Raw genomic sequence first — 12316 nt, 5'->3', positions numbered from 1 at the left:
TAATAACGCATGATCTTAATTATAAATTTTAAGTTTAATTAAATTGATTTTTTAAAAGTAGAAATGAAAAAATTAATATTCTTATTAGTCTTAGCTGTAACATTTACAAGCTGTAAAAACGAACCAAAAAAAGAGTCTATTGAAACCAATGATGGCAGAACTGAAAAACAAAGTGATGGATTAACCCTATTAAAAGGTGAGTTTGTTTACTATTCAGATGCTGCTGTTTTGCAAACTAATAGTCAGATTTATGGTGTAATACTAAATGATAAAGTTGACGAAATAAACAAGCAAGCCATACCATTTAAAAAAGAAGACACAGACTTTGTGCTTGTAGAAGTAAGAGGTAAAATCATGCCTAAACCAGAAGGCGAGGAAGGCTGGGATAATCGTATAGAAATAAAAGAAATATTAAATGTTTCTGCTTTAAAATCTGAAGCTGATAACGTTGTAAAACTTGGCACAAACTAATATGTTAAAAATAAATAATTTACACGCAAGTGTAGAAGACAAATCTATTTTAAAAGGGATTAACCTAGAAGTAAAAGCAGGAGAAGTTCATGCTATTATGGGACCAAATGGCTCTGGAAAAAGTACATTGGCCTCAGTAATTGCAGGCAAAGAAGAATATGAAGTAACCGAAGGAAATATACTTTTAGACCAACACGATATTGAAGATTTATCTGCTGAAGAACGCGCACATAAAGGCGTGTTTTTATCGTTTCAATATCCTGTTGAAATTCCAGGAGTTTCTGTAACTAACTTTATGAAAACAGCAATAAATGCTAATCGTAAAGCTAAAGGGTTGCCAGATATGCCTGCCAACGAAATGCTGAAATTGATTCGCCAAAAGTCTGAACTGCTAGAAATAGATAGAAAATTTTTATCGCGCTCTTTAAATGAAGGCTTTTCTGGAGGAGAAAAAAAACGTAACGAGATTTTTCAAATGGCAATGCTAGAACCCAAACTTGCCATTCTGGATGAAACTGATTCTGGATTAGACATTGATGCTTTACGAATTGTAGCTAATGGAGTCAATAAATTAAAAAGTAAAGATAACGCTGTTATTGTAATAACCCATTACCAACGCTTATTAGATCATATCGTACCTGATTTTGTACATGTATTATACAATGGAAAAATTGTAAAAACAGGACCAGCTTCTTTAGCACATGAGCTAGAAGAAAAGGGTTACGATTGGATAAAAGAAGAAGTGAACGCTTAAAACAAGTCCATGGATTTAAAAGAAAAATTAGTTTCTTCATATTTAGCTTTCGAAAATCAAGTCGATATCGATTCGCCTGTACATGATATTCGCAATAAAGCCTTTAAAGCTTTTGAAGCACAAGGGTTTCCTTCAAAAAAAGAAGAAGCCTGGAAATATACCTCGCTTAACAATGTTTTAAAACATGACTATAGCGTGTTTCCGAAGCAAGAAAATGCACTTGAATATTCTGATATTAAAAAATATTTAATTCATGATATCGACACCTATAAAATCATTTTTATTGATGGTAAATATTGCTCTCACTTATCGCAAACAACTCACGATGGTATAGACGTTTGCTTAATGTCTTCGGCTTTAAACAAACCCAAATACCGTTTAATTATTGAAACCTATTTCAATAAAATAGCGAACAAAGAAAGCATTACAGCTTTAAACACAGCATTTGCCCAAGAAGGTGCTTATATTCATATTCCAAAAAATAAATTGGTAGAAAAGCCCATTCAAATTATACATTTTTCAACAGGTAGCGAGGTCGCTTTATTACAACAACCTCGTAATTTAATTGTAGTTGATGAAAATTCTCATGTGCAAATTATAGAACGTCACCAGAGTTTAACAAACAATCCAGTTTTAACCAATAGTGTGACAGAAATTTTTGGAAATAAACGTGCTATAGTCGATTATTACAAAGTACAAAACGACAATAAAAATGCGTCTTTAATTGATAATACCTTTATCAATCAAAAGCAAGAAAGCCACGTCTCTGTTCACACTTTTTCCTTTGGTGGAAAGCTAACACGTAACAATCTAAATTTCTACCAAAAAGGAGAACGCATAGATTCTACCTTAAATGGCATCACTATTATTGGCGACAAACAGCATGTCGATCATAGTACGCTTGTGCATCATATTGAACCTAATTGCGAAAGTCATCAAGATTACAAAGGTATTTTTGGCGATTATGCTACAGGTGTGTTTAATGGAAAAGTAGTTGTTAATAAAGAAGCTCAAAAAACCAATGCGTTTCAATCTAACAACAACATTTTACTAGACGATAAAGCCACAATAAACACCAAACCTCAGCTTGAAATTTTTGCTGATGACGTGAAGTGTTCTCATGGTTGTACTATAGGTCAGCTCGATGAAAACGCCATGTTTTATTTACGTTCTAGAGGAATTCCGCAAAAGGAAGCCAAAGCCTTATTAATGTACGCCTTTGCAAATAATGTGTTAGAAACCGTAAAAATTCCTGAGCTTAAAAAACGAATTAACAAGTTAATTGCCACCAAATTAGGCGTTAACATTGGATTTGATTTATAAGTGTCATTATAGCATTAGCGAAGGATCTCCAATCTTTATTATAATAATATGAAGCTATTTCCAGCTTTCGGCAGTCGCTCTTAAAATATCATATCGCGCGCAGTCGAGATGACATTTTAAGGAGCTCCAACACATGCCTCAATCTGGGCTAAAAAAACAAAAACCTCAAACTATTAAAGTTTGAGGTTTTTTATAAAGTTATTTCAATCCTTAACTTTTTGCTTGCCTATATTTCTGATAAAAATACATAGGAATCAATCCAAAGTTTAAAAATAAAAAGCCAATAAAAACGATAATCCCTCGATAAGGCCATGTTAAAAATTCAAACATAGCGCCAATACCTAGAATAAAGCAGGTGATAAAACCCAAAACAAAAAATGATTTTTTCATAATATACAGTTTAAGAAAATTTGTGGACAGATGATTTATACTTCGCGTAAAAATGAATAGGAACTAATACTAAAACAGCAACAAGAAGACCAGCAATCATCATTGTATTAGCATATGGCCAATGCATAATTTTAAAAATAAAGCTTAAAACAAAAAGCAACAATACAATACAGCTTGCACTAAACTTTAGTTTCGATAATAAAATAACTTCTTGCGCGAACTTTTGCAAATTAGTTTCTAATTGTAAATCTTGAAAACTACTATAGCCTCCAAATTTCTGAAGGGCTTCTTGATATAATGTATTAAAATCCTCAGAATCCTGAGTCTCAATAAACGTGCAAATATGATCTATTAAGTCTTCTCTAAGTGCTTCAGATTTAACACCATACAGCTTTAAGCTATTCTCAATAAAATCGATATGTTTTTCTTGTAGTTTCATTTTACGACTGGATTTGGGTTAAATATGAGGTTTAAGGTTTCAATAAAGTTATTTATTTCTTGAGAAATTTCGACTACAGCTTGCTTGCCTGCTTTGGTGACGCTATAATATTTCCTAACACGTTTACCTATATATACCTTCTCCGTTTCTAGAACACCTTTGGCTTCTAGCTTATGCAGAATTGGATAAAGTGCACCTTCAGAAATATCAATCTTTCCTAAAGTTAGTTTCTTCACCTCTTGAGTTATTTCGTAACCATACATTTTATCACGCTGACTAATAAGCTTCAAAATTATGGGTTGTAGAGTTCCTTTTGTTAATTCTTTATTATACATATTACAAATATACATTTTATTTAAATGCATTTGTATAAAAAGTTAAAAAAATTATCTTTTATATTTTCTTTATATGTCATTTATGAAACAAACCGTAAATTTGTCCAATGTTAGATTTGAATAAAATAAGAGCCGATTTCCCAATACTTTCACGTCAAGTGAATGGCAAGCCTTTAGTCTATTTTGATAATGCAGCAACCTCACAGACACCACAGCAAGTGATAGATGTTATTGTTGATTATTATTCTAATTACAATGCTAACATTCATCGTGGTGTGCATGCTTTAAGTCAAGAAGCTACAGATAAATATGAGGCTGCTCGACATACCATTCAAAAGCATTTTAATGCTAAACATGCCCATGAAATCATCTATACTTCTGGAACAACTCATAGCATCAATTTAGTCGCAAATGGGTTTACGTCACTGCTTAAACCTGAAGATGAAATTATTGTTTCTGCTTTAGAGCATCATAGTAATATTGTGCCTTGGCAAATGTTATGTGAACGCACAGGAGCCACTTTAAAAGTTATACCAATGAATTTAGAAGGTGAATTGGTAATAACAGAATACGACCAATTATTGTCTTCTAAAACACAGCTCGTTTTTGTTAATCATATCTCAAATGCATTAGGAACCATTAATCCTATTAAAGAAATAATTGAAAAAGCACATCGTGTAGGTGCGGCAGTTTTAGTTGATGGCGCTCAAGCATGCCCACATATTAAACCAGACGTTCAAGCATTAGATGTTGATTTTTACGTGGCCTCAGCTCATAAAATGTGTGGACCAACGGGAGTTGGTATGCTCTATGGAAAAGAAGAATGGCTTAATAAATTACCGCCTTATCAAGGTGGAGGCGAAATGATTGCAGAAGTGACTTTTGAAAAAACAACTTATGCAGATTTGCCTCATAAGTTTGAAGCAGGAACACCAAACATTTGTGGAGGCATTGCCTTTGGTGCTGCTATTGATTATATGAATGCCACTGGATTTGAAGCCATAGCCGCTTATGAGCACGAACTTTTAGACTATGCAACTCAAAAGCTTCTTGACATTGAAGGCTTAAAAATTTATGGCACATCAAAACATAAAACGTCTGTAATCTCTTTCAATTTAGAAAACATTCATCCTTATGATGTTGGTACCATTTTAGACAAAATGGGTATTGCTGTTCGAACAGGACATCATTGTGCACAACCGATTATGGATTACTTTAAAATTCCAGGAACCATTAGAGCTTCTTTTGCATTTTACAATACCAAAGAAGAAATTGATGCATTAGTCAATGGCATAAAAAAAGCAAAATTAATGCTTTCATAAAGTTTGGCTTCCTTTTTGTATATTATATCTAAAATTTATAACTCTTAAAATATATGAAACTTATCACTATACTTTTAACTGTTTTTGTTCTTGAATCCTGTGGCAGCTCAAAAGCGACAGCTAATATGCAAGACAATACTGAAATGAAATCAACAGAAATCTTAAGCGGAACTTATAAAATTGATTTTATAGAGAATAGCACAGAATTACCTGAAGAACTCAGCATCACTTTTGATGAAACTACAAATACTGTTTCTGGCTATTCAGGTTGTAATAATTTTACTGGAAGCTATAGTCTTGAAGGTCATACAATTAAATTTGGCGCATTAGCCACCACAAAAAGAATGTGCAAACGCTTTATGGATGTTGAACAAAACATGCTAAACACTTTGACTCTGACCGAAACTTATACTTTAGAAAATGGTGTTCTGAATTTTCATAACTCAAAAACAGCATTACTTAAAGCCCATAAAAAAATGAGTGCTCGAATTGCTCAAGAGGATGATTATATTATCGAATACATTGCTGAAACTAGAGGAAGTTATAAAATGATTTCAGTAAAAAATAATACTGTAAGCTACTCCAATCAAAGAGGCATTGAACCAACTTCAAGAACATGTAGCGAAAACGAAATCAAAGCTATTTCAGAACAAATAAAGTCTATTGAACTAGATAAATTATCAACTTTAGAAGCACCTTCAAATCATCGTTTTACAGATGCTGCTGCTATTGGAAAATTTAAAATCACACATAATGGAACGACTTATGAAGTTCCGCAGTTTGATGATGGCAATCCAAACATTTACATTGCTGAGTTAGTTAAAACAATGACTTCAATGATGGAAAAGCAATGATTTATACACTAGAAACAATTCTTAATTGTATTTTTGTGTAAAATTAATGAAGGTGACTATTAAAGACATACAAAATGATATTATTGAAGAGTTCTCTATGTTTGAAGACTGGGAAGAACGCTATCAATATATGATTGATTTAGGGAAAACTTTACCACTTATTGACGACCAATATAAAACCGAAGACCATATTATTAAAGGATGTCAAAGTAAAGTTTGGGTACATGCAGAAATGAAGGACGAAAACATCGTTTTTACTGCAGATAGTGATGCCATAATAACAAAAGGTATTATCGCAATTTTAATTCGAGTATTTTCTAATCAAAGTCCAAAGGCTATTATTGATGCTAATACAGACTTTATTGATCAAATAGGATTAAAAGAACATTTGTCTCCTACTAGAGCAAATGGTTTAGTAAGTATGATTAAGCAAATAAAAATGTATGCTATTGCATACCAAACACAATTACAATAACATGAGTGAAACTATAGATACTACAGCATTAGGCGAAAAAATTGTTCGTGTTTTAAAAACTATTTTCGATCCAGAGATTCCAGTTGATATATACGAACTCGGATTAATTTATGATGTTTTTGTAAATGAAGATTATGATGTTAAAATCTTAATGACCTTAACAACACCTAATTGTCCAGTTGCTGAGACACTACCATTAGAAGTTGAAGAAAAAGTAAAATCTTTAAATGAGGTGAAAGATGCCGAGGTAGAAATTACTTTTGATCCTCCTTGGAGTCAAGACCTTATGAGTGAAGAGGCCAAATTAGAACTTGGGATGCTATAACAAATGGCTGAAGAAATTATAAATCGCGTAGCGAATAGCAAACTAGTCGTTTTAGACTTGGAGGATTTTTATCCTGTAGGGAAACGCTTGCTCTTTGATATTAAAAACTGGTTGTTTGAAGGCTTAGTTTTACGCGAAAAAGAATTTCGAGCTCAAGTTAAAGCACACGATTGGTCGCAATACCAAGAGGCCTTTGTTGCATTAACTTGTTCTACTGATGCCATAATTCCTGATTGGGCGTTTATGTTATTAAGCATACACTTAGAACCTTATGCTAAAAAAGTAGTTTTAGGCAATTTAGAAGCTTTAGAAACCTCTCTTTACCAAGATATAATACAAGATTTAGATGTTGCTACTTATAAAGACAAGCCTATTATTATTAAAGGTTGTTCTAAAAAACCTGTCCCTTCAAGCGCTTATATAATGATAGCTCATAAGTTAAGACCACATGCAAAATCTATTATGTTTGGAGAAGCATGTTCTTCTGTGCCGTTATTTAAACGTATTTCGTCGTAAATATCTCGCACTTAATCTAGTAATTAAAGAAAATATTTACAGTTTAGTTTGTAGTTAAGGCTTTATATCTATTTTTGCGCGTTCAAAATAAACCATGAAAAAAATGAAAAAATTAATACTTTTATTCGCATTATTTATTGGAATCACTTCAGTACATGCACAGACTAAAGAGGAAAACGAACAGACTAAGTCTGAGTTACAAGCTCAAAAAGCTGAAAAACAAGCCGTAGCAGATGCAGCACAAGCTGAAGCTGATGCACTACAAGCTCAAATTGACGCTTTACCAGGATGGAGAAAAGGCGGAAATATTTTATTAACTTTTAACCAATCTGCATTCAACAATGAATGGACAGGAGGTGGTATTGGCAACATAACTGCTAACTTGTTAATTAACTATGATTTTAACTTATTAAAAGGAGACTACATTTGGGACAATAAATTCATTGTAGATTATGGTGTAATTAAAAATAAAGGTGATGAAGCTTTTACAAAATCTAATGACAGAATAGAATTCAATTCGATTGGTGGTAAAAAAGCATCTGGAAACTGGTTCTACTCAGCTTATTTTAATGCTAGAACTCAATTAGACAAAGGAGCAGATGGTGAAACACATTTTTTCTCACCTGCCTATTTTCAAGCTGGACCTGGCATGTTCTGGAGAAAGTCTGATAATTTAAATGTAATGATTTCTCCTGCTGCTGCTAAGTTAATCGTAGTACACGGTGAATACACAGATCCTGCAAACTATGGTTTAACTGCTGATGAATTTAACGAAATTGGATATTTTGGTGTTGAAGCAAATGAAACTACACGTTTTGAACTTGGTGCTGCTTTAAGAGGTTATTACAAATTAAACATTGTTAAAGGCATTGCAATGGAAAACATCTTAGCCTTATACACAAATTACCTAGAAGATCCTCAAAATGTAGATGTAGATTACACTATGAATCTTTCTATGACTGTAAACAAATACATCTCTGCTAATTTAGTGTTTCAAGCTATTTATGATGATAACGCTAACAGCAATGGTTTTCAAATTAGAGAAGCTTTTGGTGTAGGTTTTAACTACGGATTTTAAGCATCGCTAAAATATATTATAGTAAAGCGCTTCTTTATAAGAAGCGCTTTTTTTTTAACGTAAAAACTCAATGATTTTACTTATCATAAGTTGGAATCTCTGACTGATAAACTGTAATCATGCCATCTAATCTTTTTGTTGGAATAAAAGAAACTTCTCCCATATTTTCAACCTCATAGGCATTAACAGGCTCAAATAACCATTGTGTATTTTCGTTCTGTATCATCTTTTCTAAATTTAAAAACACTGCTTTTTTACCTGTATCTATCATTTTTTTCTCAAGATAGTTAGCGCCATTATTTTCAAAAGGAATCGTTTTTTTGGTCCAATGCTGATAGGTGTTTCCTTTATAAGCAAATAAGCCTAACGCATAGTATTGGTCTTTATAGGTTTCTTTTAAATAGTGTCCCATCCATTTAATGTTTTGGTGTTCAGCATTAGCATTTTCAATATGAACATTATGAGCCCAAACAATAATTTTCTTATCTGGGTAGATCTCTTCCATCAACCAAATTAAATTCTCTGCCATCAATTTGTCTCGCAAAGCAGTGCCTTGGTAGCGCTTTTCAAAAGGCAAATTATACGACTTTTGAAACATTTCTAATGTTCGTTTTAAAATATTAAATTGAAAATTAGACAGATTAAAATTCTTTTTAATCTCTACTGAGTTCTGTATTAATATCATTTCAGCTTCTGCTGATGTATTTAAAAAGATATCTCTGTGCTTGATAAAGCCAATAGAATCTCCTTTGTTTCCTGCTTGATACGCTCTTCCGTAAGACCACAAACGTGTTTGAATACTATCTGATAATTCTTTGTGATATGGCTTTAGCATTTTAGACAATACATTCTGAACGTAATCTGAGGATGCTTGCGTATCATAGCCTGTAAAATGCAATGGTTTTTCTGTAGTACTTTGGTCTTTAATAAGCTCAAACATTGGTGTAGCTTCTGCAGCTCTAAAATTTCCAAAAATTGTACTGTTTCTTAATCCAATTGCAGAAAGAGTGTCAATATTAGAATATGCTAAATTAATGTCTCCTAGTCCACCTTCCATAGCAATGACTTCAAATCCTTTTTCTTCATATAAATATTTTACCAACGCAGCTTTAAGCTCATAGTATTTTCCTAAACCATGTGAGCTTTCTCCTATAGCGACTATTCGTTTATTTCCTATAGCTTTTCCGAGCGCTGTAAAATCGTAATTGCCATTAGGTTCTAGTTCAAAGGTGTGTTTTAGCAACCAAGCTTCAGGAGTTTGAGGTTCTTGAGCACAAGACATAAAAGTAATAAAGATAAATAAAGCTAATAGTTTGATTGATTTCATTGTGTTTGATTTATGATTTCAACAAATATGCAATTCAATTATCAACATTGTACAGAAAAAAGTGCAGTTTTCGTCCAAAAAAAAGAATGTTGGACGTTTTTTTAATTAATATCAGAATCTTGTTTTTTAAATGCTGAAGGCGTCATTCCTACCATTTTTTTAAAAGTCGCATTAAAAGATGACTTTGAACTAAAGCCAGCTGCTTCTGCTAAAGTTACTAAGGTATATTTTTTCGCTTCAGAAGATTTTAGCAATTCTTTGACTTTTTTAATGCGATGAAAATTCAGAAATTCAGAAAAATTCATTTGATGGACTTCGTTAATGTATTTCGAAAGTTCTTTAGGATGCAATTTTAATTGTGTTGCTAATTCTATAAGTGTAAGATTTGCGTTGGTGTACACCTCTTCTATTGTAATGGCATTATGCAACTTAAGCTGTAAATCATCAGGAAACGCTTCAGAAGAGTTATCTTTTAATTTGAAAACATTAAATAAAAGATTTGGCTTTGAAAAGCCAATAAACCCTATCCAATAAATAAAACCAACATTTATAATAAGTATTGGGTAGAGAAACAAAAAGCTTTCTAGTCCATTATGAATGATTAAATCTACAGAATAGGTGAGTAAATTAAACGTAGATATAGAAATGAAAATAAGAGAGAACTTAATTAACCAATTTATTTTTTCTACATATTTTGAATTGCTTGACAGTTCATTTCTTTTTTTTCTTAAGTACCTTAAACTAAGAATGCTTAATGCCACATTAAAGATTAAAATAAAAACTTCCTGAATTCTAAAAAAATGAGAATCTACAACCACTTGGGTTACTCTATAGCTATTTTCTGAAACTGAAATTGAAAACCAATACAATCTTAAAAAGAAATAAATAATGGCAGGAAGAAATAACCACCATTCTTTTTTATAAAAAAAGGGGTTGTCTTTTTGAATAAACTGCTGCTTTAAATAAAAGTAAAATGCAGGTGCAATTAACCATTTATAGGGAAATGGAAACATATGTAAAGGTCTGTAATACTTAAAGAGGTTAAGGTCTAGAAAAGCATACATCATATTTAAAAATGCCAAACTAAATAAAAATAGAATAAACATTTTTACAGAGGTTGGGTTAGCTTCTTTTTTTTGATACAAATACACACAAAGCACAAAGCCTTGAAAAGCCCCAAAGAGAATAAGTATATTTAAAAAAGAAAAGTCTAAATCCATGCGATTAAAGTCTTTCAAATATACTTAAAACTAAATCTATAAAAAGAAAAAACGCGCTTCATAGAAGTGCGTTTTTTTTATGCGTTAAGGATTGAGCCATATGTTTGAGCTCTTTTTGGTTGGCAGCATTAGAGGTTAAACAGAGTGCATCAACCAAAAAAGCGAGTGGTGAAAGCCTGACCTTACTTTGCTTTAGTGAAGTAAGGTAACGCCCAAATTTTAAGACTCCTCTTCATAATCTGGATAGAGAAAATGGTTGTATGGGAAACGCGTAACGTGAATTTCTCTTACCTCGTCGTAAACGCGCTTTTTAAATTCGTTAATATTTTGTTTGTTTAGTGCCGAAATAAATAAAGCATTATTTTTTCCTACTCTATGCATCCATGTGTTTTTCCATTCGGTAAGTGAGTAATGTGCTTTCGTACGCTCAAGAATTAAATCGGTTTCATCATAAGGTTCGGCCTGATAGGCATCAATTTTATTAAACACCATAATAGTAGGTTTATCTGCACCATCGATTTCGCCTAATATTTTATTTACAGACTCTATATGTTCTTCAAAATTAGGATGTGAAATATCTACAATGTGAAGTAGCAAATCGGCTTCTCTAACTTCGTCTAAAGTACTTTTAAAACTTTCGACTAATTGAGTTGGTAATTTTCTAATAAACCCAACTGTATCGCTTAGCAAAAAGGGTAAGTTTTGAATCACGACTTTGCGTACTGTAGTATCTAAAGTTGCAAAAAGTTTATTTTCTGCAAAGACTTTACTTTTACTAATGACATTCATTAATGTAGATTTTCCAACATTTGTATAACCTACAAGTGCGACTCTAACCATTTTTCCACGATTCCCTCGTTGAACAGACATTTGTTTGTCGATGGTCTTTATTTTATCTTTTAGCAGAGTAATTCTGTCTCGAACAATACGTCTATCTGTTTCTATTTCTGTTTCTCCAGGTCCGCGCATTCCAATACCACCTTTTTGTCGTTCAAGGTGTGTCCACATCCCTTTTAATCGTGGCAGTAAATATTCGCATTGCGCCAATTCGACTTGAGTTCTGGCATAACTAGTTTGTGCACGCTGAGCAAAAATATCTAGAATAAGGTTGGTTCTATCGAGTACTTTACATTCTAATATTTTACTAATATTACGTTCTTGAGCAGCAGAAAGTTCGTCGTCAAAAATGGCTGTTCCTACATTGTTATCTTCAATAAACTGGCGAACATCTTCCATTTTCCCTTTTCCTATAAAAGTCTTTGGGTTTGGCATATCCATTTTCTGGGTAAAGCGTTTTAAAACTTCGCCGCCTGCAGTATAGGTTAAAAACTCCAATTCATCTAAATATTCTTTAGATTGATCTGCGTCTTGTTCTTTGGTAATAACACCTATTAAAACCGCTTTCTCTAAATCAATATCTTTCTTTTCTAGCATAAATATATTTAAAGCACAAAGTTAATCAATTGTAACCAGTTTAATTTTTATAT

General features: G+C 32.4%; 15 protein-coding genes. 9 read left to right on the top strand and 6 right to left on the bottom strand.

Going from position 1 to position 12316, the window contains the following annotated elements:
* The first annotated feature begins 63 nt into the window (after window positions 1-63).
* Genes ACFS5M_RS03580 through sufD form a run of 3 tightly spaced genes read left to right on the top strand, consistent with a single transcriptional unit; the run spans window position 64 to window position 2548 of the window.
* Window positions 64-471 carry a hypothetical protein gene (locus ACFS5M_RS03580; RefSeq protein WP_183485856.1) on the top strand — a complete coding sequence of 136 codons (408 nt, stop codon included), beginning with the start codon at window positions 64-66 and terminating at the stop codon, window positions 469-471.
* Between the two features lies 1 nt (window position 472).
* Window positions 473-1225, top strand: coding sequence for a Fe-S cluster assembly ATPase SufC (gene sufC, locus ACFS5M_RS03575; protein ID WP_183487235.1), 753 nt, complete (start codon window positions 473-475; stop codon window positions 1223-1225).
* Between the two features lie 9 nt (window positions 1226-1234).
* Window positions 1235-2548 (top strand): Fe-S cluster assembly protein SufD, encoded by a 1314-nt coding sequence (gene sufD / locus ACFS5M_RS03570; protein WP_183485854.1) that lies wholly within the window; start codon window positions 1235-1237, stop codon window positions 2546-2548.
* 210 nt (window positions 2549-2758) lie between these two features.
* Here sufD and ACFS5M_RS03565 read toward each other — a convergent pair whose 3' ends face one another.
* The 3 genes from ACFS5M_RS03565 to ACFS5M_RS03555 are packed head-to-tail and all read right to left on the bottom strand — an operon-like array spanning window position 2759 to window position 3712.
* On the bottom strand, window positions 2759-2938 hold the full coding sequence (locus ACFS5M_RS03565; protein WP_183487321.1) for a hypothetical protein: 180 nt from the start codon (window positions 2936-2938) through the stop codon (window positions 2759-2761).
* A gap of 10 nt (window positions 2939-2948) precedes the next feature.
* Complete coding sequence (locus ACFS5M_RS03560; protein WP_183485851.1) at window positions 2949-3377, bottom strand: GldL-related protein; 429 nt, start codon at window positions 3375-3377, stop codon at window positions 2949-2951.
* Window positions 3374-3712 (bottom strand): PadR family transcriptional regulator, encoded by a 339-nt coding sequence (locus ACFS5M_RS03555; RefSeq protein ID WP_183485848.1) that lies wholly within the window; start codon window positions 3710-3712, stop codon window positions 3374-3376. Before ACFS5M_RS03555 ends, ACFS5M_RS03560 begins: the two co-directional genes overlap by 4 nt.
* 107 nt (window positions 3713-3819) lie before the next feature.
* On the opposite strand from ACFS5M_RS03555, the gene ACFS5M_RS03550 reads away from it, so the two are divergent.
* The 6 genes from ACFS5M_RS03550 to ACFS5M_RS03525 all read left to right on the top strand — a co-directional run bounded on the left by ACFS5M_RS03550 (window position 3820) and on the right by ACFS5M_RS03525 (window position 8282).
* On the top strand, window positions 3820-5034 hold the full coding sequence (locus ACFS5M_RS03550) for an aminotransferase class V-fold PLP-dependent enzyme (protein WP_183485845.1): 1215 nt from the start codon (window positions 3820-3822) through the stop codon (window positions 5032-5034).
* A 53-nt stretch (window positions 5035-5087) separates the two neighbouring features.
* Entirely contained in the window at window positions 5088-5888 is an 801-nt protein-coding gene (locus tag ACFS5M_RS03545) for an META domain-containing protein (RefSeq protein WP_183485843.1), read from the top strand.
* Window positions 5889-5940: 52 nt separating this feature from the next.
* Window positions 5941-6363: a SufE family protein gene (locus ACFS5M_RS03540; protein ID WP_183487233.1), complete on the top strand. Its 423-nt coding sequence runs from the start codon at window positions 5941-5943 to the stop codon at window positions 6361-6363.
* Window position 6364: 1 nt separating this feature from the next.
* Window positions 6365-6688 carry a DUF59 domain-containing protein gene (locus tag ACFS5M_RS03535; protein WP_183485840.1) on the top strand — a complete coding sequence of 108 codons (324 nt, stop codon included), beginning with the start codon at window positions 6365-6367 and terminating at the stop codon, window positions 6686-6688.
* 3 nt (window positions 6689-6691) lie between these two features.
* On the top strand, window positions 6692-7204 hold the full coding sequence (locus ACFS5M_RS03530; protein WP_183485837.1) for a DUF2480 family protein: 513 nt from the start codon (window positions 6692-6694) through the stop codon (window positions 7202-7204).
* A gap of 103 nt (window positions 7205-7307) precedes the next feature.
* The gene (locus ACFS5M_RS03525; RefSeq protein ID WP_183485834.1) at window positions 7308-8282 is read left to right on the top strand and encodes a DUF3078 domain-containing protein; all 975 of its coding nucleotides are present in this window, start codon (window positions 7308-7310) and stop codon (window positions 8280-8282) included.
* 76 nt (window positions 8283-8358) lie between these two features.
* Here ACFS5M_RS03525 and ACFS5M_RS03520 read toward each other — a convergent pair whose 3' ends face one another.
* The 3 genes from ACFS5M_RS03520 to hflX form a co-directional block, all read right to left on the bottom strand.
* A complete protein-coding gene (locus ACFS5M_RS03520) occupies window positions 8359-9609 on the bottom strand; it encodes an erythromycin esterase family protein (protein WP_183485832.1) in 1251 nt (416 codons plus the stop codon).
* 101 nt (window positions 9610-9710) lie between these two features.
* Window positions 9711-10829, bottom strand: coding sequence for a helix-turn-helix domain-containing protein (locus ACFS5M_RS03515; RefSeq protein ID WP_183485828.1), 1119 nt, complete (start codon window positions 10827-10829; stop codon window positions 9711-9713).
* Between the two features lie 219 nt (window positions 10830-11048).
* Window positions 11049-12263: a GTPase HflX gene (hflX, locus tag ACFS5M_RS03510; protein WP_183485825.1), complete on the bottom strand. Its 1215-nt coding sequence runs from the start codon at window positions 12261-12263 to the stop codon at window positions 11049-11051.
* Window positions 12264-12316: the final 53 nt, after the last annotated feature.

The sequence above is a fragment of the Lacinutrix iliipiscaria genome (assembly GCF_042686125.1).
In the GTDB taxonomy this organism is placed as follows: Bacteria; Bacteroidota; Bacteroidia; order Flavobacteriales; family Flavobacteriaceae; genus Oceanihabitans; species Oceanihabitans iliipiscarium.
Note: the sequence above shows the minus strand (reverse complement) of the source record. Positions and strands in the feature narration are given on the sequence as shown.